18 protein-coding genes and 1 riboswitch are annotated in these 24,849 nt (G+C 63.6%); of the genes, 11 read left to right on the top strand and 7 right to left on the bottom strand.

Going from position 1 to position 24,849, the window contains the following annotated elements:
* The first annotated feature begins 98 nt into the window (after nucleotides 1–98).
* Genes AC1D1B_RS11125 through AC1D1B_RS11110 form a run of 4 tightly spaced genes read left to right on the top strand, consistent with a single transcriptional unit; the run spans nucleotide 99 to nucleotide 4,145 of the window.
* The gene (locus tag AC1D1B_RS11125) at nucleotides 99–944 is read left to right on the top strand and encodes a carbohydrate ABC transporter permease (protein WP_477331999.1); all 846 of its coding nucleotides are present in this window, start codon (nucleotides 99–101) and stop codon (nucleotides 942–944) included.
* Entirely contained in the window at nucleotides 941–1,786 is an 846-nt protein-coding gene (locus AC1D1B_RS11120) for a carbohydrate ABC transporter permease (protein WP_477331997.1), read from the top strand. Before AC1D1B_RS11125 ends, AC1D1B_RS11120 begins: the two co-directional genes overlap by 4 nt.
* A gap of 21 nt (nucleotides 1,787–1,807) precedes the next feature.
* Entirely contained in the window at nucleotides 1,808–2,845 is a 1,038-nt protein-coding gene (locus AC1D1B_RS11115; RefSeq protein WP_477331995.1) for an ABC transporter ATP-binding protein, read from the top strand.
* A 22-nt stretch (nucleotides 2,846–2,867) separates the two neighbouring features.
* A complete protein-coding gene (locus AC1D1B_RS11110; RefSeq protein WP_477331993.1) occupies nucleotides 2,868–4,145 on the top strand; it encodes an amylo-alpha-1,6-glucosidase in 1,278 nt (425 codons plus the stop codon).
* A gap of 190 nt (nucleotides 4,146–4,335) precedes the next feature.
* Here AC1D1B_RS11110 and fba read toward each other — a convergent pair whose 3' ends face one another.
* The 4 genes from fba to mtnK all read right to left on the bottom strand — a co-directional run bounded on the left by fba (nucleotide 4,336) and on the right by mtnK (nucleotide 8,843).
* A complete protein-coding gene (gene fba / locus AC1D1B_RS11105; RefSeq protein WP_023729260.1) occupies nucleotides 4,336–5,400 on the bottom strand; it encodes a class II fructose-bisphosphate aldolase in 1,065 nt (354 codons plus the stop codon).
* Between the two features lie 156 nt (nucleotides 5,401–5,556).
* The gene (locus AC1D1B_RS11100; RefSeq protein ID WP_477331991.1) at nucleotides 5,557–6,030 is read right to left on the bottom strand and encodes a 6,7-dimethyl-8-ribityllumazine synthase; all 474 of its coding nucleotides are present in this window, start codon (nucleotides 6,028–6,030) and stop codon (nucleotides 5,557–5,559) included.
* A 76-nt stretch (nucleotides 6,031–6,106) separates the two neighbouring features.
* Nucleotides 6,107–6,251, bottom strand: a riboswitch (FMN riboswitch).
* Nucleotides 6,252–6,477: 226 nt separating this feature from the next.
* Nucleotides 6,478–7,572: an S-methyl-5-thioribose-1-phosphate isomerase gene (gene mtnA / locus AC1D1B_RS11095; RefSeq protein ID WP_477331989.1), complete on the bottom strand. Its 1,095-nt coding sequence runs from the start codon at nucleotides 7,570–7,572 to the stop codon at nucleotides 6,478–6,480.
* Nucleotides 7,569–8,843 (bottom strand): S-methyl-5-thioribose kinase, encoded by a 1,275-nt coding sequence (gene mtnK / locus AC1D1B_RS11090; RefSeq protein ID WP_477331987.1) that lies wholly within the window; start codon nucleotides 8,841–8,843, stop codon nucleotides 7,569–7,571. Before mtnK ends, mtnA begins: the two co-directional genes overlap by 4 nt.
* A 137-nt stretch (nucleotides 8,844–8,980) precedes the next feature.
* Here mtnK and AC1D1B_RS11085 point away from each other — a divergent pair, with 137 nt between their 5' ends.
* Genes AC1D1B_RS11085 through AC1D1B_RS11075 form a run of 3 tightly spaced genes read left to right on the top strand, consistent with a single transcriptional unit; the run spans nucleotide 8,981 to nucleotide 12,647 of the window.
* The gene (locus AC1D1B_RS11085) at nucleotides 8,981–10,492 is read left to right on the top strand and encodes a sugar ABC transporter ATP-binding protein (protein ID WP_477331986.1); all 1,512 of its coding nucleotides are present in this window, start codon (nucleotides 8,981–8,983) and stop codon (nucleotides 10,490–10,492) included.
* Between the two features lie 59 nt (nucleotides 10,493–10,551).
* Nucleotides 10,552–11,547 carry an ABC transporter permease gene (locus AC1D1B_RS11080; protein ID WP_477331984.1) on the top strand — a complete coding sequence of 332 codons (996 nt, stop codon included), beginning with the start codon at nucleotides 10,552–10,554 and terminating at the stop codon, nucleotides 11,545–11,547.
* 47 nt (nucleotides 11,548–11,594) lie between these two features.
* On the top strand, nucleotides 11,595–12,647 hold the full coding sequence (locus AC1D1B_RS11075) for a substrate-binding domain-containing protein (protein WP_477331982.1): 1,053 nt from the start codon (nucleotides 11,595–11,597) through the stop codon (nucleotides 12,645–12,647).
* A 256-nt stretch (nucleotides 12,648–12,903) separates the two neighbouring features.
* On the opposite strand, the gene AC1D1B_RS11070 is transcribed toward AC1D1B_RS11075, so the two are convergent.
* The 3 genes from AC1D1B_RS11070 to AC1D1B_RS11060 form a co-directional block, all read right to left on the bottom strand.
* Nucleotides 12,904–13,974, bottom strand: a complete 1,071-nt coding sequence (locus AC1D1B_RS11070) for a D-alanine--D-alanine ligase family protein (RefSeq protein WP_477331980.1) — start codon at nucleotides 13,972–13,974, stop codon at nucleotides 12,904–12,906.
* Between the two features lie 222 nt (nucleotides 13,975–14,196).
* Nucleotides 14,197–16,251 carry a bifunctional aldolase/short-chain dehydrogenase gene (locus tag AC1D1B_RS11065; RefSeq protein ID WP_477331978.1) on the bottom strand — a complete coding sequence of 685 codons (2,055 nt, stop codon included), beginning with the start codon at nucleotides 16,249–16,251 and terminating at the stop codon, nucleotides 14,197–14,199.
* Nucleotides 16,252–16,347: 96 nt separating this feature from the next.
* Nucleotides 16,348–17,319, bottom strand: coding sequence for a sugar-binding transcriptional regulator (locus tag AC1D1B_RS11060; RefSeq protein ID WP_477331976.1), 972 nt, complete (start codon nucleotides 17,317–17,319; stop codon nucleotides 16,348–16,350).
* A gap of 191 nt (nucleotides 17,320–17,510) precedes the next feature.
* On the opposite strand from AC1D1B_RS11060, the gene AC1D1B_RS11055 reads away from it, so the two are divergent.
* From AC1D1B_RS11055 to AC1D1B_RS11040, 4 genes are all read left to right on the top strand, one after another.
* Entirely contained in the window at nucleotides 17,511–19,151 is a 1,641-nt protein-coding gene (locus tag AC1D1B_RS11055) for an acyl-CoA synthetase (protein ID WP_477331974.1), read from the top strand.
* A 435-nt stretch (nucleotides 19,152–19,586) separates the two neighbouring features.
* Complete coding sequence (locus tag AC1D1B_RS11050) at nucleotides 19,587–20,192, top strand: TetR/AcrR family transcriptional regulator (protein ID WP_477331972.1); 606 nt, start codon at nucleotides 19,587–19,589, stop codon at nucleotides 20,190–20,192.
* A gap of 55 nt (nucleotides 20,193–20,247) precedes the next feature.
* On the top strand, nucleotides 20,248–21,387 hold the full coding sequence (locus tag AC1D1B_RS11045) for an efflux RND transporter periplasmic adaptor subunit (RefSeq protein WP_477331970.1): 1,140 nt from the start codon (nucleotides 20,248–20,250) through the stop codon (nucleotides 21,385–21,387).
* Nucleotides 21,388–21,634: 247 nt separating this feature from the next.
* Nucleotides 21,635–24,772, top strand: coding sequence for an efflux RND transporter permease subunit (locus AC1D1B_RS11040; protein ID WP_477331968.1), 3,138 nt, complete (start codon nucleotides 21,635–21,637; stop codon nucleotides 24,770–24,772).
* Nucleotides 24,773–24,849: the final 77 nt, after the last annotated feature.

The following is a 24,849-nucleotide window of genomic DNA, read 5'->3' as shown; positions in this document are numbered from 1 at the left end:
AGATCATGGTCAAACAATAGGACATCCTCCCAAGGGGGCGTCCGGGGTTTGTTGCACTCCGGGCGCCCAGACCGCGGCATCGTAGAAGGACAAATACCATGCACGGCAAGGCTCTGCCCTATCTGCTGCTGATGCCGGCGACCTTGTTCCTGTGTGTCTTCTTTCTCTATCCGTTCGTGTTGGTCGCCTTCGAGGCAGTGACCCGCGACGGCGCCTTCACGCTCGACAATTTCCGCACCATGGCCGGCAGCTGGAAGTTTCCGGTCACCGTGCGCAACACGCTGCTGCTTGCAGCCATCGTCGTGCCGATCCAGCTCGCCATGGCGCTGCTGATGGCGAGCGTTGTGTCGCGGTTGGAGACCGGGCGCAGTGCCGCACTCTACATCTTCGCCATTCCGCTCGGCATCTCTGACCTTGCCGCCGGCCTGATCTGGCTCGCCATCTTCGACCAGTCCGGTTTCCTCAACACTTTGCTTTCCCACCTTGGCGTCGTCGACCGTCCGATCATGTTCCTCGGCTACCAGAGCAAGCTCACCATCTTCATCGCCGTGGCGCTGGCCGAGATCTGGCGCGCTACCGCCATCATGATGGTCATCCTCGTCGCCGGCATGGGGCTGATCCCGAAGGAATATTACGAGGCGGCGGAAGTGTTCGGCGCCGGCCCGTGGAAGCGTTTCGTGCGCATCACGCTGCCGCTGCTGCGCCCCAGCCTGCAGACGGCGATCATCTTGCGCGTCATCCTCGCCTTCGAGGTCTTCGCCGTCGTCGCCGCCCTTGGCGGCACCAATCTGCCGGTGCTGATGGGCGAAACCTACAACTGGCAATTCACGTTGCAGGACCGCAACGTCGCCGCCGCTTCGGCACTGCTCATCCTCGCCATCTCGATCGGCTTCACGCTGTTCTTCCTCAGGGCGCTACGTGTGCCCAAAGAGGCGCGGATATGAGCGCCGTCGCCGAGACACCGGTCGCAGCAGTCGCCGATGCGCGCAAGGCTGGCGACTGGTTGTTGATCGCCACCGCCATCCTGCTTTGTGTCTGGGTGCTACTGCCGATCTACCTGCTGATCGTTAATGCGCTGTCGTCGCCCGAACAAGTGACCGCTTTTCCCAAGCGCTTCTTCCCCGCCTTCGATCTCGGCAGTCTCTCGTTCTTCGTCAATTTCGCCGGCGTCGCCAGGGCGCTGTGGAACTCGGTGCTCGTCGCCACGCTGACGATGATCCTGTCGATCGGCTTCGGCGCGCCGGCCGGTTACGCGCTGTCGCGCTTCGATTTTCCCGGCAAAGGCACGTTCCGCTTCCTGGTGCTGATGACGCGCGCCTTCCCGCTGCCGCTGCTGGCGCTGCCGCTGGCGGTGATGTTCATCCGCACCGGCCTCGACGATACCGCGATCGGCCTGGCACTCGTCCACACCACGCTGGCGCTGCCCTTCGCCGTGCTGATCACCTTCTCGCTGTTCTCCGGCATTCCGGTCGAACTCGAGGAAGCCGCCTGGACGCTCGGCTGCACCAGGCTGCAGGCGTTTCGCAAGGTGATCCTGCCGCTGGCGCTGCCCGGCATCGCGGCCTCGGCGGTATTCGCCTTCACCATTTCCTGGAACGAGGTGTTCGCCGCCGCCGTACTCACCATCGAGAACCGCACGCTGACCGCCTTCCTTTTGCAAAGCCTCGGCGAGTCGCCGCTCTATCTCAAATTCGCCGGCGGTGCGGCGCTGGTCGTGCCGGCGCTGATCTTCATCTTCGCCGTGCGCAAATATCTGTTCGCCATGTGGGGGATCGCCAACCGATGACACGCGACACGGAGAAGGCTCATGGCTGAAATCGCGATCAAGGGCGTCGCCAAACGCTTCGGCGGTTTCACCGCGCTGCATCAGGTCGACCTCGCCATCGCCGACCAGGAATTCATGGTGCTGCTCGGCGCCTCCGGCTGCGGTAAGACCACGCTGCTGCGCATCGTCGCCGGGCTGGAGACGCCGAGCCAGGGCGAGGTCTGGATCGGCGGCCGCCGCGTCGACCATCTGCCGCCGCGCGAGCGCGGCATCGCCATGGTGTTCCAGAACTATGCCGTCTTTCCGCACCTGACCGTGTTCGAGAACATCGCCTTCGGCCTGCGCATGAAGAAGCTGCCGCAGGCCGACGTAGAGCGCCGCGTCAACCGCACCGCCGAGCTGATGCATATCGAGCAGCTGCTGAAACGCTATTCCGGCCAGTTGTCCGGCGGCCAGCGCCAGCGCGTCGCGGTTGCCCGCGCGCTCGCCATGGAGCCCGACGTCATCCTGATGGATGAGCCGCTGTCCAATCTCGACGCGCTGCTGCGGCTCGAAATGCGCGCCGAACTCAAGGGCGTGCTGGCGGCGTCGAAGACCACAACCATCTATGTCACGCACGACCAGGTCGAGGCGATGAGCCTCGCCGACCGCATTGCCGTCATGCATCAGGGCCGCATCGTCCAGGCGGCGTCGCCGGTCGAGGTCTACCGCAATCCGGCCGCCCGTTTTGTCGGCTCGTTCATAGGCAATCCGCCGATGAATTTTATTCCGGCGACCAAGGCCGCAAACGGCTGGAGCGTCGCCGGGCTGACGCTGCCCGGCCCGAAATCGGACAAGCAGACAATAGAATTCGCCATCCGCCCGGAAGATGTCGACGCCGGCAGCGAAGGGCTGCACGCCACAGTGCGCGTCATCGAGCCGCTTGGGCCGCACACGCTGGTCACCTGCGATGTCGAGGGCGGCCTGTTCCGCGCCATCCTGGAATCGAGTGCCAGCGTCAAGGTCGGCGAGCAGCTGCGGCTGGCGCCCAAGCCCGACCGCATCCGCTGGTTCGATCCCGAAACCACCAACGCCCTTTGAACCAGAAAGACGAATACCTTCCATGACTTCTCTTGCCGTCGACGAAACCATCGCCCGCGCCGTCGAGGTGCTCAGGGAAAACGACCAGGGCGCCTACACCATCCCTACCAAAGGCCTCTACCCCTTCCAGTGGAACTGGGATTCCTGCCTGACCGCGCTGGGCCTCGCTCATTACGACGAAGCACGCGCCTGGACCGAGATCGATACTTTGTTCGCCCACCAATGGCCGGATGGCATGGTTCCGCACATTATCTTCCACGTCTGGAACGACGGCTATTTTCCCGGGCCCGACGTCTGGCAAACCAACCGCCCGACGGCGACCTCCGGCATTACCCAGCCGGCCGTCGCCGGCTTTGCCGTACGCCGCCTGCTCGACCGCGCCAGGGACAAGACATTGGCGGCCGCGCGGGCGGGCGCTCTGCTGCCCAAGATCGACGCCTGGCACCGCTGGTTCTACGAAAACCGCGATCCCAAAGGCGAGGGGCTGGTCGCCATCATCCATCCCTGGGAGTCCGGCCGCGACAATTCCATCGACTGGGATGATGCCTTCGAGCGCGTGCCCACCGAAGGCGTCGAGCCCTATATGCGCCGCGATACGCTGCATGCCGATCCGGCGCATCGCCCGACAAAGGCGCAATACGATCGCTATCTCTGGTTGCTGCAGCATTTTCGCGCACTCGGTTGGGACAATGGCAGGCTGCACGACGCCTCGCCGTTCCAGGTCGTCGATCCCGGCTTCAACGCTATCCTGATCCGCGCCTGCACGGATCTAGCCGATCTCGCCGAAGCGCTCGGCGAGAGTGAGATCGCCGAAGCCAACCGCGCTCGTGCCCAAAAGGGCCTGGCGGCGATGGAGCGGCTGTGGAGCGACGCGCACGGCCAGTATCTCTGCCTCGACCGCATCACCGGCAAGCTCATCGACAGCGCCTCCGTCGGCGGTATTTTGGCCGCCTTCGCGGCCATTCCGGAAAGACGAGCAGCGGCGCTGGCGGCACGCGTCGAGCATCTTGCCGGCAGAACGCGCTATATCGTGCCATCACACGATCCCGACGATCCGCGCCTCGACGCCAAGCGCTACTGGCGCGGTCCGGTCTGGCTGGTCGTCAACTACATGATCGCCGACGGCCTCAGTGCTGCCGGACATGGCGACGTCGCCCGGCGCATCACGCAATCCAGCCTCGACCTGATCAGCGAAAGCGGCTTTGCCGAATACTATGACCCGCTCACCGGGGAGCCATTGGGTGGCGGCCGCTTCACCTGGACGGCGGCAATGGTGATCGAGTTTTTGCGGAAGGAGTAGGGCGATCTCCCCCCTTGTGGGGGAGATGTCCGGCAGGACAGAGGGGGGGCGCTGTCCCGCCGGCTTCTCAGTCCTTTACGATTATGCCGTCAGGCTGTTCCCGCCTGGTGCAGAGCGAGCAAGGTAGCGTTCCTTCACGCCCCCCTCTGCCCTGCCGGGCATCTCCCCCACGAGGGGGGAGATTGGCTATTCACCCAAACTTCGGATCAAGGCTGCCCGACTTGTACCGCTTGGCCATCTCAGCAACCGGCAGCGGCTTGATCTTTTGCGCATTGCCGGCGGTGCCGAACTGCTCGAAGCGCTCCTTGCACAGCTTGCGCATCGCCGCCATGGCCGGCGTCAGGTACTTGCGCGGATCGAACTCGCTCGGGTTCTCGGTCAGCACCTTGCGGATGGCGCCGGTCAGCGCCATGCGGTTGTCGGTGTCGATGTTGATCTTGCGCACGCCATGCTTGATGCCGCGCTGGATCTCTTCCACCGGCACGCCCCAGGTCGGCTTCATCTGGCCGCCATATTTGTTGATGATCTCCTGCAGATCCTCCGGCACCGAGGACGAGCCGTGCATGACCAGATGCATGTTGGGCAGGCGGCGATGGATCTCCTCGATCACATTCATCGCCAGCACCGCGCCGTCGGGCTTGCGCGAGAATTTGTAGGCGCCGTGGCTGGTGCCCATGGCCACCGCCAGTGCGTCGACATGGGTGTCCTTGACGAACTCGACCGCCTGCACCGGATCGGTCAGAAGCTGGTCGTGGCTGATCGCGCCTTCGACGCCGTGGCCGTCTTCCTGCTCGCCGCCGCCGCTCTCCAGCGAGCCGAGCACGCCGATCTCGCCTTCCACCGACACGCCGCCCCAATGCGCCATGTCGACGACGCGCCTGGTGATGCCGGAATTGTAGGCATAGTCGGCCGGCGTCTTGCCGTCTTCCTTCAGCGAGCCGTCCATCATGACCGAGGTGAAGCCGTACTGGATGGCGGTGACGCAGGTGGCTTCGTTGTTGCCATGGTCGAGATGCATGCAGACCGGGATGTCGGGGTGGATTTCGACCAGCGCGTCGATCAGCTTGGCCAGCACCACGTCATTGGCATAAGCGCGGGCGCCGCGGCTCGCCTGCAGGATGACCGGCGACTTGGTCTCCTCGGCCGCCTCCATGATGGCGAGGCCCTGTTCCATATTGTTCATGTTGAAAGCGGGTACGCCGTAGCCGTATTCGGCGGCGTGGTCGAGCAATTGTCTCAGTGTTATGCGAGCCACCCAATAGTCTCCCGTATCTGGTTTCAAGCGCAACGTCGCGGCCGGCTGGTTGCTGGCCCGATGCTTCTGGCCGGATTTCGCCAGAACCGCAACCATCTGCGGCCACGGAGGCCGCAATTCTTGTTGCAGGGCTGAAATCCGGCCGTTTTGGCGGCATTACGCGGCGATCAGCTCCCGTGCTGCCAGAATCTGCACGCAGGCATTAGCCGCTTCCTTGCCCTTGACGGTGAAGTGCTCGAAGAAGAAGCGGTGATGCTCGGCGCTGTCGTGATAATTGTGCGGCGTCAGCACCGCCGAAAGTACCGGCACGCCGGTCGACAGCTGCACTGTCATCATGCCGTCGAGCACCGCGCCCGCGACGAAGTCATGGCGATAGATGCCGCCATTGACGACGAAGGCGGTGCCGAGGATCGCGGCGTAACGGCCGGTAGCAGCAAGCGTCTTGGCGTGCAGCGGGATTTCATAGGCGCCGGGCACGTCGAAGACATCGACGGCAAAACGCCCGCCGCCGAGCAGGCTAAGCTCAGCCTCGAAGGCCTGCACGCACTGGTCGACAATATCGGCGTGCCAGCGCGCGCGAATGACGGCGATGCGGGTGGTTTCGTAGTTTTTCGGGGTATGCTGATTCATGGGTCCATCCTTCCGTTTCGAACCAGAATCAGGACGCACGACGCAAAAACCGGCCCGCGAGCGAGCCGTCCTTTGCGATCGTTCTCTTCCATCCGGACTGTAACCGTCGGCTCCGGAATCACACCGGATCTGCTGACCCTTCCGTTGCCGGGAGGCGCTCGCGGGCTTGGGCCGAAACCCTTACCGCCGGTGGGGACTTTCACCCCGCCCTGAGAACATTAACGGGGGTTTTATGCAAGGACGCCGCGGCTCTGTCAATCGGCGACGACATTTCGGTCGTCATCCTAGGGCGGAGCAAGGAGCGAAGCGACGCGCGCAGACACTAGGATCCATGCCGTGAGGCTAAGGCGTTGCAACGATTGCAGAATTCTGCACAGTTGCGCTTGTGGTAGACGTCACGGCATGGATCCTCGGGTCAAGCCCGAGGATGACGAAGTGTCGGGGGCTTCACCCCCGTTCCGGAAACATCGCCTTCAACCCCTCACGCGAGGCCTTCGCCACCCCGCGCTCGGTGATCAGCCCCGTCACCAGCCGTGCCGGCGTCACGTCGAACGCCGGGTTGGCCGCCGGCGTCGCTTCGGGCGAAACCCGCACCTGCGTGATCTTGCCATCCGCCGTCTTGCCCCAGACCAGCGACACCTCATCACCCGAACGTTCCTCGATCGGGATCTCCGCCAGCCCGTCGGCCACCGTCCAGTCGATGGTGGGCGAGGGCAGGGCGACGTAGAAGGGCACGTCATTGTCGGCGGCGGCGAGCGCCTTGAGGTACGTGCCGATCTTGTTGCAGACATCGCCATTGGCCGTCGTGCGGTCGGTGCCGACGATCACCATGTCGACTTCGCCATGCTGCATCAGATGGCCGCCGGCATTGTCGACGATCAGCGTGTGCGGCACGCCATGGCCGGCCATCTCCCAGGCAGTGAGCTGGGCGCCCTGGTTGCGCGGCCGCGTCTCGTCGACATAGACATGGACCGGAATGCCGGCCTCGACGGCGAGATAGATCGGCGACGTCGCCGTGCCGTAGTCGACGGTCGCCAGCCAGCCGGCATTGCAATGGGTGAGGATGTTGACCGGCTCGCCAGGCTTCTTGCGCGCGGCGATCTCCTTGATGATTTTCAGACCATTCTCGCCGATGGCGCGGTTTAAACTCACATCTTCGTCGGCGATTTCGGCGGCGCGTTTGTAGGCGGCTTCGGCGCGTTGCTCGGGTGCGATCGGCCTGAGGGAGCGCCGCATCTCATCCAGCGCCCAGCGCAGATTGATCGCGGTCGGCCGGGTCTTGTTGAGCGTCTCCCACACCGTGTCGAGTGCGGCGTCCGACGGATCGTTCGCCATCTGGATGGCAACGCCATAGGCCGCGGTGACGCCGATCAGCGGCGCGCCGCGCACCCACATGTCGCGGATCGCCGTGGCCACACCTTCAACCGTTCCGAGTGTCTCGACGCGGAATTCATGCGGCAGCCAGCGCTGGTCGATGATCTCGACCGAACGCTTGTCGTCGCTCAGCCAGATGGTGCGGTAGTGGCGCTCGCCAACGTTCAAATCCTGCTCTCCCGTTCGATCAGCGCGGCGAGATTGTTGACCTCGTCCATGCTGTAAATCTGGCGCCGGTTGACGGCGAGGTGGCGGCCGAATTTCAGCGCCTTGGCCTCACAGGAGGAGCGCAGATCTTCGTCCTCGATGGTCTCGAAATCGGCATTGTGGGCAAGACCTAGAATGCGGCGGTGCACCTCTATGCCGGCAAAGCCGAGCAGATCGGTCCAGATCTGGTGCAGCACATGGTCGAGCGCTTGCTCCGAGGCAAGGATGTCGCCCTGATCCTCAAACAGGCTCTTCTGGTAGAGCATGCCGGTGCGCTCTGTGCGCCACAAAGCCGAGAACTCGGCGCGGAACACCGCCCATGTCTCGTTCGTCACCCCGAGCAGATAGGCGCGCATTGCGTCGCGCTTGCCATTCTGTTCGTGGCCGCGCTGCGAGAAGAACGACATCCAGAAATTGGCGAGCAGCATGCCGACGTCGAAAGCCATCGGACCGTAGAAGGCGAACTCCGGATCGATCATCCGCGTCTCGGTGTCGGTGACCATGATCGAGCCGGAATGCAGGTCGCCATGCAGCAGCGTTTCGGCATTGGCGGCGAAGATATGCTTCAGCCGCTGCGCCTCGACCTTGAGGTCGCGGTCGGCGCGCAGCTCGGCCACCAGGCCGTCCAGCTGCGGCGAGGTGTGCCGGTTCAGCTTGGCGTCGAAATAGGGGTCGGAAAACACCAGATCCTCGGTGATGCCGCAGAGTTCGACATTGTCGGCGAACAGCGCCAGATCGGCCTTGCGGTCCTTGGTCGGCATCGAAAAATCGGAGCCGCGGAACAAGGTGCGGGCCATGAACAGGCCGATGTCGCGGGCGATGTTGGGCAGCTGGCGGCCGTCAATCAGGGCGCGGCGCAGGATGATGTGCGGCGGCGCGAGATATTCCATGATGATCAGCGCCTGGGCCTCGTCGAAATGGAAGATCGCGGGCACCGAACCCGGCGCGCGCGCCTCTTGCCTCGTCAGTGCGTGATATTCGAAAAAGGAACGCTTCAGCGGCAGCGGCCAGCTGTCGCCGACCAGGCGTACATAGGGCAGGGCCTGCTTGACCACGGCCGCGCCCGAGGCGCCCTCGACGATGAAGACGAGGTTCAGATTGCCGTCGCCGACCTCTCGCACCTTCCACGCGCTCGTGTCTTTGCCGATTTTCGCGCAGAGCGCTTCGTTCGTGCTGAGGCGCGTTGCAAGCGTCTCCACCGACAGTGCTTCGAACGGCAATTTCCCAGTCATTCCTCACCCTCGCGCTTGGTCGCTCCGATCATAGAGGAGCGATGGCGGCGGGGCCAAGCTAGGAAGCTGTCTGGCAATTGTCAATCGAGTTGACAATTGATGACATAGCCCATAGCGTCATCGTCAGGGAGGAACGAATGGGCAATGATGCCGTGTTCCGCGTGGACGGCCTGAGGAAGTCCTTCGGCCATATCGAGGTGCTTGGCGGCGTCTCGCTCGAATTGCATGCCGATGAGATCACCGTGCTGATGGGCGCCAATGGCGCCGGCAAATCCACCCTCGTGAAGATCATCAGCGGCGTTTACGACCATGCCGGCGGCACCATGCACCTCGCTGGCGCCAGCTTTGCGCCGAACACGCCGGCCGAAGCGATCCGCGCCGGCGTCGTCACTGTGCACCAGAACATTAATGACGGCGTCGTCGCCGATCTTGATGTCGCCACCAATCTGACGCTCGACCGGTTGAGCGGCAAAGGCGCGCCGCTGCTCTTCAATCCCGGCCGCGTGCGCCGTGAGGCCAGCGCAGTGGCCGAGCGCATGGGGCTCGCCATCGACCTCAAGGCACGCATCAGCGATCTGTCGCTGGCCGACCGCCAGATGGTGGCGATAGCGCGCGCCATGGCGCATCAGCCGAAAGTGCTGATCCTCGACGAACCGACCTCGTCGCTGTCCAGCGCCGAGGCCGACAGGCTGTTTGCGCTGCTCGACCGGCTGCGCGAACAGGGCGTGGCCATCCTCTACATCTCGCATCGCATGTCCGACATCAGGCGGCTTGCCGATCGCATCGTGTCGATGCGCGACGGTGTCATCTCCGGTGTCTTCGACAGCAAACCGCTCGATTACGAAGGCGCCGTCAACGCCATGCTCGGCCGCAAGATCCATCTCGACCAGATCGAAGCGAGGACTTCAGCCAAGCCGGTCCTGACCATCGATGCACTGCGCATCGCCCCAGGCGCCCGGTCGATCTCGCTGACGCTCGGCGATGGCGAGGTTGTTGCCGTCACCGGTCTCGTCGGCGTCGGCAAGACTGCACTGGCCGAGACGCTGTTCGGCCTGCGCAAGCCGCTCTCCGGCACGATGACTTTGAGTGGCAAACCCTACGCGCCCGCGTCGACGGGCGAAGCCATCGCCGCCGGCGTGTTCCTCGTCGCCAAGGACCGCGGCGAAAACGGCATCGTTGGCGGTTTCAACATCCAGGAAAACATCAGCCTTCCCTTCCACAAGCGCATGTCGCGCTTTGGGGTTCTCAAGCGCGTCCTCGAGCGCTCGACGGCCCGCCGCCAGATAGAGGATCTCGGCATTGTCTGCCGCTCCGAGAGGGACGAGATGACGACGCTGTCGGGCGGCAACCAGCAGAAGGTGATGGTTGCGCGCTGGATGGCGCAGTCAGCGACACTGTTCATCCTCGACGAGCCATTCCAGGGTGTCGATATCTCGGCTCGGCGCGACATCGCCGCCAAGCTGAGGGCAAGCGCCAATGGCCGCGCCACGCTTCTGTTCGTCACCGAACTCGACGAAGCGCTGGAGACGGCGGATCGTATCCTGGTGATGTCCGAACAGACCATTGTCGGAGAACACCACAATGCCGATGTCGATCTCGACCGCCTGCTGGCCGAAGTCGCCGGCGGGCCGCTGCACAGCGCGGCTTGAGCAAAGAGAATTGGAATGGAGCGCATGGGTTTGAGTTCTTTGGAAATGGCGGGCGCTGAATGACGCTGCGCGACTACGCCATCCGCTATGGATTCATCGTGCTTCTGTTCGGGCTGATCGCGTATTTCGCCATCGCCGCCGATGGGTTCGTCTCGCCGCAAAGCGCTGTCTTCATCTTCCAGTCGGTCGCCATCACCGGCGTACTGGCGCTCGGCGTCACCGCCACGCTGGTCGTCGGCGGCTTCGACCTGTCGATCGGTTCGGTCGCGACGTCGGCCATGATGGCGGCGGCCTATGTCATGGTCGTGCTGGAGCAGAATGTCGTCGTCGCGGTCGTCGTCTGCCTGCTCATCGGCGCCATTGTCGGCCTGATCAATGGCTGGCTGATCGTCTATATGCGTGTGCCCGATCTCCTGGCGACGCTCGGCATGATGTTCCTGCTCGTCGGCCTGCAGCGCATCCCGACGGAGGGACGCTCGATCGCCACGGGAATGACCATGCCCGACGGTTCGGTCGCCAACGGCAAATTCGCCGACGCTTTCCTGGCGCTTGGCCGCCACCGCTTCGACTTCTTCATTCCGAACCTCATTCCGGTCTCGGTGGTCGTGCTCATCGTGCTTGCCGTGCTGATCTGGTTCTTCCTCGAATACACCCGCTTCGGCCGCATGATGTATGCCGTTGGCTCCAATGAGCGCGCGGCCGAACTCGCCGGTGCGCCTGTCAAGGCATACAAAATCTGGGCGTATGTCATTTCAGGAGTTTTTGCCTCGATCGGCGGGATTTTGCTCGCTGCCCGGCTTGGACGCGGCGACATCGCCTCGGGTAATAATCTGCTGCTCGATGCGGTTGCCGCGGCGCTGATCGGCTACGCGGTGCTTGGCGCCGCAAAGCCGAACGCCTTCGGCACCGCCATCGGCGCGCTGTTCGTCGGCATCCTGCTGCAAGGCCTGACGATGATGAACGCGCCTTACTACACGCAGGATTTCGTCAAGGGCGTGGTTCTGGTCGTCGCCCTTGTCTTCACCTTCGCCCTGTCAGGCAGGGGTCGGAGATAGTTTTGGCCGGAACAGGATTTTGTAAGTTCAACAAACGGAGGAAAAACGTGAACATCACAAGACGACTTCTGGGGAAGGTCGCGCTCGGGCTGGCCGGCGCAACAATGCTGATGCAGGTCCCGGCCTTTGCCGCCGACAAGCCGGCGCCGTTCGACAAGCCGGGCGTCAAGATCGCGCTGGTGCGCTATCTCTCGACCGGCGATTTCTTCCAGGCCTATCTCTCGGGTGTCGAGTCGCAGTCCAAGGCGCTCGGCATCGATTTGCGCGTGCTCGACAGCCGCCAGGATGCCGCTCTTCAATCCGACATGGTCGACCAGGCCATCGCGCTTGGCGTGCAGGGCATCATCATCCAGCACGGCCTGACGGAATCGATGAAGGACGCCGCTCAGCGCGCGGTCGACGCCGGCATCAAGGTCGTCGCCTTCGACGTCAATGTCGAAAACCCGAAGATCCCGCAGATCGAACAGTCGGACAAAGACCTTGCGCGCCTCGCGCTCGAGCAGGCGGTCAAGGACAATGGCGAAAGCTGGAATGCCGGCTATGTCTATGTCGCCGGCATCGCGCCGCTCGACCGCCGCAACGAGACCTGGGTCGATGTGAAGAAGAAGTATGCCGGCATCAAGGAAGTCGCGATGTTCGGCACGCTCGACAACCCGATCGCCAACTCCGTCGCCAACCAGGCGCGCTCGGTGCTGCAGGCGCATCCCGACATCAACGTGATGTTCGCGCCCTATGACGAGTTCGCCAAGGGCGTGAAGATCGCTGTCGACGAGGCCGGGCTGAACAACAAGATCAAGATCTATTCGGCCGACATTTCGACCTCCGACATCGCTGCCATGCGCGAGACCGACAGCGCCTGGGCCGCCACCGCCGCCACCAACCCGGCCGTCGTCGGCCAGGTCTCGGTGCGCGCGCTGGCACAGCTGCTCGCCGGTGAAGATCCCGGCCACAACGTCATCGTGCCGCCGACGCTGATCACCCAGAAAGACCTGATCGACAAGGACATCAAGAACATGGAAGACCTGTCGGCCAAGCTGCCGCAGTTCGCCCATGCCGATGTCGCCATGCCGGCCTGGATGCCAAACCCGAACGCGAAGTAAGGTCTGATAAAAGCGAAAGGGGAGCCGTCGACCCCCACTCCGTCGAGCTTCGCTCGACACCTCTCCCCCGATCGACGGGGGAGAGGAAAGGCGCGACCTTATTCCAGCTGGCGCCTTCCTCTCCCTCCGGAGGGGGGAGAGGTGGCGCCGCGAAGCGGCGACGAGTGGGGGAAGGCGCTCATGAAACGCGCACTCGCCGAAAAACAGGCACAACCCAGCAAGCACGAAAACTCAGGCAAGCAGTTAAAGCCGACCTTCAGCCCGACCGCCCCGCGCGCGCCAACCCATGCGCCACCAGCCGGTCGATGACCTCCGGATAGCTGACGCCGCTTGCCGCCATCGCCTTGGCGTACATGCTGATGTCGGTGAAGCCAGGGATGGTGTTGAGCTCGTTGATCACGAACGTCATGTCCGGCATCAGGAAAAAGTCGACGCGTGCCATCGCATCGCAACCGACGGCTCGGAAAGCTTTTGCCGCCATGGCGCGCATGGCTGCCTCGACCTCCGGCGCCAGCTCGGCGGGCACCATCAAGGCTGCGCCATTCTCGTCTATGTATTTGGCGTTGTAGTTGTAGAAGCCGTGGCTTTCCGCGGGCACGATCTCGCCTGGGCGTGAGACGAAGAGTTCGCCTGCCGGGCTCTCCAGCACGCTGTATTCGATCTCGCGGCCGCGAATGAATTCCTCCGCCAAAAGCTTGCGATCGTGCTGGAAGGCCTCGGCGAGCGCCCGCTCGAATTCCTGGCTGCCATTGACCTTGGCGACGCCGACCGACGAGCCCTGCCGCGCCGGCTTGATGAAAATCGGCAGGCCAAGCTGGTCTTCCAGCACGGCCAGCGAAGGCGCCGCACCCTCCTCGATCGTCACCGAGCGCGCGACGGGCACACCGGCCGCCTTCAGCAGCCGCTTGGCGATGTCCTTGTCGAGTGCAGTGGCGGACCCCAATATGCCGCAGCCGGTGAGCGGCACGCGCGCCACCTCGGCCAGCCCTTGCACCGCGCCGTCCTCGCCATGCAGGCCGTGCAGCACCGGAAACAGGATGTCGATGGCGGGCAGGTCATGGGGCGCGCCCTTGGCGGGGATTGCCAGCATCCGCCCATGTCCGCCGGGCACCAGGCAAAGCTGCGTGCCGTCAGACGGTGTCGCCAGCACGCCGTCTTTGAAGTGGCTCAGCAGCCATTGCCCTTCGCGGGTGACGAAGATCGGAATGGCATCGTATTTCGCCGGATCCAGCGCGGCCATGACGTTGGTTGCCGAAAGCAGCGAAACCTCATGCTCGGCGGAGCGCCCGCCGAAGAGCACGCCGATACGAAGTCTTTTCGCTGCCATCGATAACTCCACCAATAATCAGGGCTGGAGCTCGCATGCGAAACACAAGGCGCTCCCTAAAACTGGTCGAGCAATAGACGGAGGATTGGAGTGGGATTTTGACCGGTTCGAGCAGTTTTTCAGCACGACGTGCGAAAGCGTTTTCCGCCTGGAGTTCGCCCAAGACCGGAGGTGGAGCGGTTCCTCGTTTTGGTGAAACGATGAACCGCTCCAGTACTACGCTCAGCGCAGCGCCGCCGCGATGTTGCCGCCGTCGACCGTGGTCACATCGGCGGTGGTGCGCTCGGCCAGGGCGTGGTGGAGGAAGGCCTGCGCCACGTCTTCGGCCGTCACTTCCTGCCCGAGCAGATTGCCGGACATGTATTCCTTCTCCGACACGCCGCGCGCGCCGGAGCGGCTGGCAATCATGGCGTCGGTCAACAGGCCGGAGCGGATGCGGTCGGCATTGACGGCGTTGGAGCGGATGCCGTACGCGCCGTAGTCGAGCGCATACTGCCGGGACAGGAACAGCGTCGCCGCTTTCGGCACGCCATAGGCACCGAATTTCGGGCCGGGATTGACCGCCTGCTTGGAGGTGTTGAACAACAGCACGCCGCCGGTGCTCTGTTCCAGCATGATGCGCACCGCGTTCTGCGCCGCCGACTGGTGGGCGAAGAAATTGAGCTCAAAACTCTTGCGCAGCAGCGCGTCGTCGAGTTCGCCGATGCGGCCTTCCCAGGCTGCACCTGCATTGGAGACCAGGATGTCGACGCCGCCGTAGACAGCGACCGCCTTGTCGAAGGCGGCGCGCAACTCGGCGGGATTGGTGATGTCGGCGCCGACGCCGATTGAATTATTGCCGGCCGCCTTTGCAGCCTCGGCCGCCTTGGCCGCATCGAGATCGACAACCACGGCGTGCGCGCCATTGGCGGCGAACAGTTTTGCTGTCGCAGCACCGATCGCGCCGGCGCCGCCGGTGATCAGCACCACCTGGCCGGTCAGCGGCTTCGGCTTGTTGGAGGCAAGCTTGGCCTGTTCCAGCGACCAGTATTCGAGCGGGAACAGATCGGCCTTGGACAGCGGATGGAAACTGCCGACGGCCTCGGCACCACGCACGGCCTCGATCCACATCTCACCGACATCGGACGCGATCTTCGCGTCCTTCAGCGTCCGGCCATGACCGAACATGCCGAGGCCCGGCACCAGCGTCAGCCGTGGCATCGGATCGAGCATGGTGCGCTTGACATCGTCAAGCGCATCATTGGTCTCGAAATAGGCGCGGTAGTCGCTGGCGAAGGCGTCGACATGGCTCTTGATGACGGTCTTGTAGTCGCCAGCCTTGTCGGCGTCCGGCGCCGGCACGGCCATAGGCCCGGTCTTGATGCGGATCGATAGGTCGGGGGTCGACACGCCGCGCGCGGCATAGTCGGCGATCCCGGCCGAATTGATGAAATCGACAATGGCATCCGAGGTGCGGAAATCGCTGATCATGCGGTCGAAGCGGCCTTCGCCGCGCGATACCGCCACCGCGCCGCGTAGTGTCGGGGCGATTGCTGCGGGCGTCGCGAGCTTGGCCGGCAGCGCGGCCTTCGCAGGCTGCGGCTTGCCGTTCTTGGCGACATAGTCTTCGGCCACGTTCACATAGTGGATCATGCGGTCATAGGCCTGCCTGGCATCGTCGCCGAAGGTGAAGATGCCATGCTTGTCGAGGATCAGGCCTTCGACATCAGGATCGGCGTCGTAGACATCGGCCGCCACCTTGGCGAGGTCAAAGCCTGGCTTGATGTAGGGCACGTAGCCCATCCTGTCGCCGAACACGGTTCTAATCAGCGGCTTGCTGTCCGCCTGGTCGACGATGGCGAGGATCGCGGTCGAATGCGTGTGATCGACGAATTTGTGCGGCAGGAAGGCGTGCAGCAGCGTCTCGACCGACGGGTTGGGCGAGGCGGGGTCGATCAGGTTCGCCCGCTGCAGCGCCACCATGTCTTCGTCGGCGAGGCTGGCCAGCGCGCGCGCTTTCAGCAATGCGCCCATCTTCACCGCCGGCAGGCCTTGCGGCTCGATGACGCCCATGTCCCAGCCGCTGCCCTTGACGCACAGCACATCCCATTCATCGCCGACGAGGTCGATCGCCTTGGTCTTGCACGACGTGTTGCCGCCGCCATGCAGCACCAGCCGTGGCTCGCCGCCGAGCAGCCGGGTCGTGTAGACGCGCAGCGCGAGTTCGCGGGCAACGCCCTTTTTCGCATAGTCGGCAACCAGTCTTTCCGCGTCGCCATCATTCCAAAGGTTCTTCATGTCGCTTCGTCCGCTTTGCTGTGTTTGTTGTGTTGGTGTGAACAGGAATGCCGCGACGCCTTGATGACAATGCGCCGGCTGCAGGGATTTCGTTTGTCAGGAAGCTTTTTTTGCCCCCGCACTGGCTCCGGCATGGTCGAGCAGCCGCCGCGCCATGCTGGCGCCGACGACGAGATGCGTGCAGAGCCCGCCGGCGAGTGCGGCGATCAGCGGTTCGAACTTGCTGTCTTCCTGCACCACCATCAAGCGCTTTTCGATCTGCCGCAGTGACGACAGCGAGGCCGAGATAACGCGCCGGTTGTAGCTGCAGTCGAGCGCCTTGCCCGAGGCGTCGATGATCTGGCCGGCGATAACGCCGGCGGCTCCGGCCTCGCGCAACAGGGTCATCTCGCCGGCGCTGAGCGCGCCGCATTTGACGACATGGCTGTCGGCATCGACGGTGCCGACCGAATAGAGCGCGAGGTCGCAATCGCTGATCCCCGACAATTGTTCGCGGATCACCGGTTCGGCGCGCAGCCCATGCGCCAGCGCTTCCGTGGTCAGCACAAGCGGCGCGTAGAAATTCAGCCCCTTGGCGTTGAGCCGGCGCGCGATTTCCATCGTGCACTGGTCGGGACGGTAGGAGTAGGGCGCGCCGAGATTGCCGCAGAGCTGCACCACGGTGACGTCCTGCAGGTCGGCATAGGACATGATATCGGCGATGGTGTAGACCGTGCGGCCCCAGGCGACGCCAATGCGGTAGCCTTTCTTCACCAGCTCCAGGAAGACGCTTGCCGCCAGCACCGCAATGTCTGTCGACGGATCGAGGACGTAGTCGTTCTCCGGTGCGATCCAGACGGCGTCGAGCCCCAACGCATCCTCGAGCTGGCGCGCCAGCACGTCGTCGGTGAACAGCTGCGTCGAGGTCGAAATGTTGACGATGCCGGTCTCGCGCGCCTTGCGCAGATACATGGCGACGGAGGCGCGGGAAATGTTAAGCTGGCTTGCGACCTGGTCCTGGCGCAAGCCATGGGCATAATAGAGCCACGCGGCCTTGTGGATAAGCTGTTCTGCCGGTCGGATCGTCATGCCGTCTCCTCGGCTGACATTATTCACGGCTCTCGACAAAAGTCAAACTGGCGTGGGTACACGATGCCTTTTTGCCCGGCGAATCTGGACAATCATTGCGCCAAATGTGCCGAGTCGGGAATCGCTGATGGTGACGTGGCCGGAACCTGCGGTTAGAAGTTCTCAACAAAAGAAAATTCGGGGAGAACGGGATGGGCAATCCCTACGATCAGGATCTCGGCAAGAACGCTGCTAACCACCAGCCGCTGACGCCGCTCACCTATCTGGAGCGGGCGGCGAGGACCTATCCCGACCAAGTCGCCATCATCCATGGCAGTCAGCGCATCACCTATCGCGACTTCTGGCGGCGCTCGCTGAAGCTCGCCTCGGCGCTGTCGAAGCGCGGCATCGGCAAGGGCGATACGGTCACGGTGATGCTGTCCAACACGCCGCCGATGCTGGAGGCGCATTTCGGCGTGCCGATGACCAAGGCGGTGCTGCATTCGCTCAACACCCGCCTCGACGCCGCCGTCATCGCCTTCCAGCTCGACCACGCCGAGACCAAGGTGCTGATCGTCGACCGCGAATTTGCCGCCGTCGTCAAACAGGCGCTGGCGCTGGCCAAGGTCAAGCCACTGGTCATCGACTATGACGATGCCGACTATGCCGCCGACGCGCCCTATCCCAAGGGCGAGCGCATCGGCGCGCTCGACTATGAGGATTTCGTCGCCGGCGGCGATGCGGACTATGCCTGGTCGATGCCCGACGATGAATGGGACGCCATCTCGCTCAACTACACCTCGGGTACCACGGGCAATCCCAAGGGCGTCGTCTACCATCACCGCGGCGCTGCCCTGATGGCCTACACCAACACCATCCATGCTGGCATGGCCAAGCACGCCGTCTATCTCTGGACGCTGCCGATGTTCCACTGCAACGGCTGGTGCTTTCCGTGGACGCTGGCCGTCCAGGCCGGCACCCATGTCTGCCTGCGCTGGGTGCGGCCGAAGCCAATCTACGATGCCATTGCAGATCACGGCGTCACCCATCTTTGCGGTGCGCCGGTAGTCATGTCGGTGCTGATCAACGCCAGGGACGAGGACAAGCGCCATTTCCGGCAGACGGTCACCTTCAACACCGCCGCCGCTCCGCCGCCGGAAGCGGTGCTGTCGGGCATGGCCGATGCCGGCTTTGCCGTCACCCACCTCTATGGCCTGACCGAGACCTACGGCCCAGCGGTGGTCAACGAATGGCACGGCGCCTGGGACGAGCTGGACAAGGGATCGAAGGCGCAGAAGAAGGCCAGGCAAGGCGTGCGCTACGCCGCACTCGAAGGCCTGACGGTGATGGATCCCGAAACGATGCAGGAGACGCCGGCCGATGGCGAGACCATCGGCGAGGTCATGTTCCGCGGCAACATCGTCATGAAGGGCTATCTCAAGAACAGGAAGGCAACGGACGAGGCCTTCGCCGGCGGCTGGTTCCATTCCGGCGATCTCGGCGTCATGCACCCGGACGGCTACATCCAGCTCAAGGACCGCTCCAAGGACATCATCATCTCCGGCGGCGAGAACATTTCCTCTATCGAGGTCGAGGACGCGCTCTACAAGCACCCGTCCGTAGCGTCCTGCGGCGTCGTCGCCAGGGCCGACGACAAATGGGGCGAAGTGCCGGTCGCCTATGTCGAGCTTAAGCCGGGCAAGGCGGCGAGCGAGGCCGAGATCATCGACCACTGCCGCGCGCTGCTCGCCCGCTTCAAGGTGCCGAAGGCGGTGATTTTTGCCGAGATCCCGAAGACGTCGACGGGGAAGATCCAGAAGTTCCGGCTGCGCGAGATGGCGAAGGTGGCTTAGGCCGCATCGCCACTCTTGCTATCGTCTCGACAATTTGCCGCGGGCCTTTGCGACCTCGTCATCCTAGGGTGGAGCAGTCGCGAAGCGACGTTGCGGAAACCCTAGGATCCATGCTGTGACCTTGCGGCCGTACCCCCACGGTCGAGAATGACTCCTGCTCGTTGATCAGCGTAATGTCTTGATCCGCATCACTTTTTGGCAGACGTCGCGGCATGGATCCTTGGGTCTGCGCCGCGTCGCTTCGCTCCTTGCTTCGCCCTAGGATGACGACGGGACGGGCGTCATTCGCCTACCTCCGGCGTCAGCGCCTCCGCAACCCATGTCACCATCTGTCACCAATTATACACGTACGTCGAATCCGCATTGACAGCGCGATCATTTGGATTTACGACTGACGAAAATTGAAATTCGTCACTCGTTAACTGACAGAGAGCCATGTCCGAAGCCGCCAGCATCATGGTCGACGCCGCCCGCCAGGAGAATGTCACGCGCATTCTCGACTGCGCCGAGCGCCTCTTCCGCCACTATGGTTACGGCAAGACCAATGTTGCCGATATCGCCCGCGAACTCGGCATGTCGCCTGCCAATATCTACCGGTTCTTCGCCTCCAAGGTCGAAATCCACCAGGCCGTCTGCGGCCGCATGCTGCTTGCCAGCTACAATATGGCCTACGCGATATGCCGCCTGCCGATCAGCGCCGAGGAGCGGCTGCGTCGCTACGTGCATGCGCAGTACAAGATGACGATGGAGGTCATGCTCGACGACCAGAAGGTCCACGAGATGGTCATCGTCGCGCTCGAGCGCGACTGGGGTGTCATCGACAAGCATATCGACAGCATCCACGACCTGTTTGCCGAGGTGATCCGCGAAGGCATCGAGGCCGGAGAGTTCAGAGAACAGGATCCGGTCATCGCATCGCGCTGCTTCGGCGCCGCCACTGTCATTTTGTGCCACCCGCAAATGGTGGCGCAGTGCCTTGCCAAGACCAATCGGGCGATGCCCGACGACCTAATTGATTACGCGATCAAGGCCCTGAAATAGCCGCCGCCCGCCGGGCGCCGGTGTCGACCGTTCATCTCCAGTCGGGAGTACGAAAGTGTCTTTGTCCAGTTCCATCATCCGCAAGCTGCCGGTTGCCGGCCTGATCGTCGCCACGCTCGGGCTCGCCGCCTGCAGCCAGGAAAAGACCGAGGTCCAGGACATCATCCGTCCGGTCAAGGTGGTCGAGATCGGCCAGGCCGAAAACAGCCGCGAACTCGCCTATTCCGGTTCGGTGCGCGCCCGCACCGAAATGAATCTCGGCTTTCGCATCTCGGGCAAAGTCACTGAGCGCCTGGTCGACATCGGTCAGCACGTGACCACGGGCGATGTGCTCGCCCGCATAGATCCCACTGACTATGAGCTGTCGGTCAAAAGCGCCAAGGCCAGCCTTGACGCCGCCGAGCGCCAGGTCGAGACCGTCGATCTGTCCCGCAAGCGCGCCGAGCAGCTTTTTGCCAAGAACTTCACCTCGAAGTCGCAGCTCGAGCAGGCGACGCTTAGCTACAACCAGGCGGTGGCGACGCGCGATGCCGCCCGTTCGACCCTTTCACAGGCGCAGAACCAGGTCGTCTACACCGATCTCAAGGCGAGCGAGAATGGCATCGTGACTGCGGTCTCCGCCGATGTCGGCCAGGTGGTCGGCGCCGGAACGCCGGTCATGACGGTTGCGGTCGATGGCGAAAAGGAAGTGCTGATCGCGGTTCCTGAAATGGACATCGCCGCCTTCAAGCCAGGCAAGGATGTCACGGCCAGCTTCTGGTCCGACGATGCGCTGAAGCTCTCCGGCAAGGTTCGCGAAGTGGCCGGCAGCGCCGACCAGCAGTCGCGCACCTTTGCCGTCCGTGTCTCGCTGCCCGACGATCCGCGCGTGCTGCTCGGCATGACCGCAAACATCGAGGCTTCGGTGGCCAAGAAGCAGGAGATGGTATCGATCCCGCTCAGCGCATTGGCGGAGAAGGATGGTCGCAAGATTGTCTGGACCGTCGACCGCGCCGGCGAGACGGTGCACGAGCGCCCGGTCAAGGTTGCGGAGTTTACCGCCGACGGCGTCAGTGTCGCCGACGGGCTCAAGCCGGGGGATGTCGTCGTTGCCGCCGGCACGCAGTTCATGACCGAGAATCTCAAGGTCAAGCTGACCGGCGACGCGGTGCAGGCAGCCTCCGCGGAAGGCGATGCGGCAAAGGCCCTGCGCTGAAGGCAGACGCATGAAGCCGGCTTGATCGTCGCTTCGGCGAAAGGGCTGGGCAAGCAATTCAAGGTTTCCGGGCGGCGAGTGCCCGATGGTTGAGACGCCAAGGTCGAGTTCCCCCGCATCGATCCACGCGTCCCACCGCGATGAGAGTCTCTCCGCTCGGAAAGCCTCGCCGCCCGGAAGCCAGCATCGGAAATCCCCATGGCATGCCAAGCGCATGCCGTACGATCAACGAATTGGACTGACGCCGATGACCACCACCAACGACAGTGAAAAGCGGCCTTTCAATCTTTCGCGCTGGGCCATCGGCCATCCGTCGATCGCGCGCTTCCTCTTCGGTCTGATCATCATTGCCGGCGGGCTCGGCCTGATGCGCATGGGCCAGAAGGAAGACCCCGATTTCACGTTCCGCGTCATGGTCGTCCAGGCGATCTGGCCGGGGTCCTCGATCCAGGAGATGGAAGACCAGGTCGTCAACAAGATCGAGCGCAAGCTGCAGGAAACGCCGCATCTCGATTTCGTCCGCTCCTACACCCGCGCCGGCAGCGCCATCATCACCGTCCAGATCAAGGGCGACACCAATGCCGAGGAGGTGAAGGACGCGTTCTACCAGGTGCGCAAGAAGGTCGGCGACATCTCTGGCGACCTGCCGCAGGGCCTGCTCGGCCCCTATTTCAACGACGAGTTCGGCGACACCTTCATCACGCTGCATTCGATCAGCGGCGACGGCTACAGCTACCCCGAGCTGAAGAAGTTCGCCATCCAGGCGCGCGACATGCTGTTGACGACGCCGGGCGTCGAGAAGGCCGTCATCATCGGCGACCAGCCGGAGAAGATCTATATCGACATCTCGTCCAAGGCGCTGGCCGAACGCGGCCTGACGCTCACCGATTTGCAAAACGCCATCAAGGGCCAGAACAATGTCGATCCGGCGGGCTCGGTCGACACCGGCCTGCGCTCGGTGCGCATCTCGGTTGAGGGCGATGTCACCAAGGCCGCCGACATCAGGGAATTGCGCCTGCGCGCCGGCGGCCAGGTGACGCGTCTCGGCGACATCGCCACCGTGTCCTCCGGCCTAGAGGATCCCTATCAGCGCAAGTACCGCTTCAACGGCCACGAAAGCGTCCAGGTCGGCGTCGTCATGGCCAAGGGCTTCAACGTCACCGATGTCGGCACGAATGTCGAAGCGACCTACAAGCGTTTCGAAGAGGCGCTGCCCTATGGCGTTTCTGTCGACCAGATCTCCGACCAGCCGGAAGTCGTGCGCGATGCGGTGAAGGAATTCATGGAGGCGCTCGGCGAGGCGCTGCTGATCGTGCTGGCTGTCTCGCTGCTGTCGATCGGCTGGCGCTCCGGCCTGGTCATCGCCATCGCCATTCCGCTGGTGCTGGCCGCGACCTTTGCCATCATGTACGAGCTCGGCATCGACTTGCAGCGCATTTCGCTCGGCGCGCTGATCATCGCGCTCGGCCTGCTCGTCGACGACGCCATGATCGTCGTCGAGATGATGGAGCGCAAGCTGGAGGAGGGGCTGGTCAAGATCGAGGCGGCGAGCTTCGCCTATTCCTCGACAGCCTTCCCGATGCTGACCGGCACGCTGATCACCACCGCCGGCTTCATCCCGGTCGGCTTCGCCGCCTCGACGGCCGGCGAATATGTGCGCACGCTGTTCTATGTCGTCGGCATCGCGCTAGTCGTGTCGTGGTTCGTCGCGGTCTATTTCACGCCGTGGCTCGGCTACATGATCCTCAAGCAGCGCAAGCATGCCGGCAACCATCACGATGCCTTCGACACCCGCTTCTACCGGCGGCTTCGCGGCACCGTCGGCTGGGCCGTGCGCCACCGCATCATCGTGCTGGTGATGACGCTAATGACCTTTGCCACCAGCCTGTGGGCGTTTCAATTCATCCCGCAGAATTTCTTCCCGCAATCGTCGCGCCCGGAAATCCTCGTCGACCTCTGGCTGCCGGAAGGCACCTCGATCAAGGAGGTCGAGACGCAGGCCAAGGCGCTCGAAGCCAAGATGATGGGCGACACCGACAAGCGCTTCATCGCAACCTATATCGGCGAGGGCGCACCGCGCTTCTTCCTGCCGCTCGACCAGCAGCTGCGCAATCCGAACTTCGCCCAGCTTCTGGTGATGGCCAATGACGAGCCGGCCCGCGAGCGGCTGATCGTCAAGCTGCGCTCCATCCTGGCGCAGGATTTCCCCTCGATCCGTTCCAAGGTCGATCGCCTGTTCCTCGGACCGCCGACCGGCTGGCCGGTGCAGATGCGCGTCATGGGTCCGGACCGCCAGGAAGTGCGCCGCATCGCCGATCAGGTGAAGGCGAAATTCGCCGAAAATCCGCTGCTCGGCGCCGTTCATGACGACTGGCTGGAGCCGGTGCCGGCCATGAAGCTGGTCATCGACCAGGACCGCGCCCGGGCGCTCGGCGTCACCTCGCAGCGCATCCGCCAGATGCTGCAGGCATCGATGTCCGGTGCGCCGCTGGATGACTTCCGCGACGGCGAGGAGACGGTGTCCATCGTCGCCCGCGAACCGGACGCCAGCCGCAACCTGCTGTCGTCGGTCGACTCGGTCTATATCCCTACCGATTTCGGCGGCTTCGTGCCGCTGTCGCAGGTGGCCAAAGTGGTGCCGGTGCTCGAGCAGGGCGTCGAATGGCGGCGCGACCGTCTGCCGACCATCTCGGTGCGCGCGACGCTGCCGGACGGCGTGCAGTCGAACGATGTCGTCACCAAGCTCTACAATGACATGCAGGGCATGCGCGCCGGCCTGGCGCCCGGCTACAAGATCGAGATCCAGGGCGGTGCGGAGGATTCCGCCGAAAGCCAGGCCTCGATCGCCGCCAAGGCGCCGGTCATGCTGGCCATCATCGTCGTGCTGTTGATGATCCAGCTACAGCATTTCGGCAAGGCGATGCTGGTGCTGGCCACCGGTCCGCTCGGCATCATCGGCGCGGCGGCAGCGCTGCTGATCAGCGGTGCACCGTTCGGCTTCGTCGCCATCCTCGGCGTCATCGCGCTGCTCGGCATCATCATGCGCAACTCGATCATCCTGGTCGATCAGATCGACCAGGACATAGCGAGGGGCATGGACCGATCGGAGGCCATTATCGGCTCGGCCGTGCGCCGTTTCCGGCCGATCGTGCTGACGGCGATGACGGCGGTGCTGGCGCTGATCCCGATCTCGCGTGCCGTGTTCTGGGGCCCGCTCGCCTACGCCATGATGGGTGGCATCCTGGTCGCCACAGTGCTCACCATCCTGGTGCTGCCGGCAGGCTATGCGCTGTTCTTCGGCCGCGAGCCGAAGAAGGCCAAGGAGCCGGCAGGCGAGGCGGTGCAGGACAATGAACAGCCGCAACTCGCCCTGGCAGCCGAGTGATCCCCGCTGGCGCATAGGATGCGGCCTTGGAAAAATGCTACAACGCCGTACGTTTGACGTGCGGCGTTGTGGCGTTC

Source organism: Mesorhizobium sp. P2_C5_2 (genome assembly GCF_056404535.1).
This window is presented reverse-complemented; position numbering and strand designations above follow the sequence as displayed.

Bases quoted from the DNA above. Each gene is read 5' to 3' on its own strand.
- AC1D1B_RS11080 (WP_477331984.1), top strand. From the start codon at position 10,552: ATGACGCTGCGCGACTACGCCATCCGCTATGGATTCATCGTGCTTCTG.
- AC1D1B_RS11120 (WP_477331997.1), top strand. From the start codon at position 941: ATGAGCGCCGTCGCCGAGACACCGGTCGCAGCAGTCGCCGATGCGCGC.
- AC1D1B_RS11085 (WP_477331986.1), top strand. From the start codon at position 8,981: ATGGGCAATGATGCCGTGTTCCGCGTGGACGGCCTGAGGAAGTCCTTC.
- AC1D1B_RS11070 (WP_477331980.1), bottom strand. From the start codon at position 13,974: ATGGCAGCGAAAAGACTTCGTATCGGCGTGCTCTTCGGCGGGCGCTCC.
- AC1D1B_RS11065 (WP_477331978.1), bottom strand. From the start codon at position 16,251: ATGAAGAACCTTTGGAATGATGGCGACGCGGAAAGACTGGTTGCCGAC.
- AC1D1B_RS11115 (WP_477331995.1), top strand. From the start codon at position 1,808: ATGGCTGAAATCGCGATCAAGGGCGTCGCCAAACGCTTCGGCGGTTTC.
- AC1D1B_RS11050 (WP_477331972.1), top strand. From the start codon at position 19,587: ATGTCCGAAGCCGCCAGCATCATGGTCGACGCCGCCCGCCAGGAGAAT.
- AC1D1B_RS11060 (WP_477331976.1), bottom strand. From the start codon at position 17,319: ATGACGATCCGACCGGCAGAACAGCTTATCCACAAGGCCGCGTGGCTC.
- AC1D1B_RS11055 (WP_477331974.1), top strand. From the start codon at position 17,511: ATGGGCAATCCCTACGATCAGGATCTCGGCAAGAACGCTGCTAACCAC.
- mtnK (WP_477331987.1), bottom strand. From the start codon at position 8,843: ATGACTGGGAAATTGCCGTTCGAAGCACTGTCGGTGGAGACGCTTGCA.
- AC1D1B_RS11040 (WP_477331968.1), top strand. From the start codon at position 21,635: ATGACCACCACCAACGACAGTGAAAAGCGGCCTTTCAATCTTTCGCGC.
- AC1D1B_RS11100 (WP_477331991.1), bottom strand. From the start codon at position 6,030: ATGAATCAGCATACCCCGAAAAACTACGAAACCACCCGCATCGCCGTC.
- AC1D1B_RS11125 (WP_477331999.1), top strand. From the start codon at position 99: ATGCACGGCAAGGCTCTGCCCTATCTGCTGCTGATGCCGGCGACCTTG.
- AC1D1B_RS11110 (WP_477331993.1), top strand. From the start codon at position 2,868: ATGACTTCTCTTGCCGTCGACGAAACCATCGCCCGCGCCGTCGAGGTG.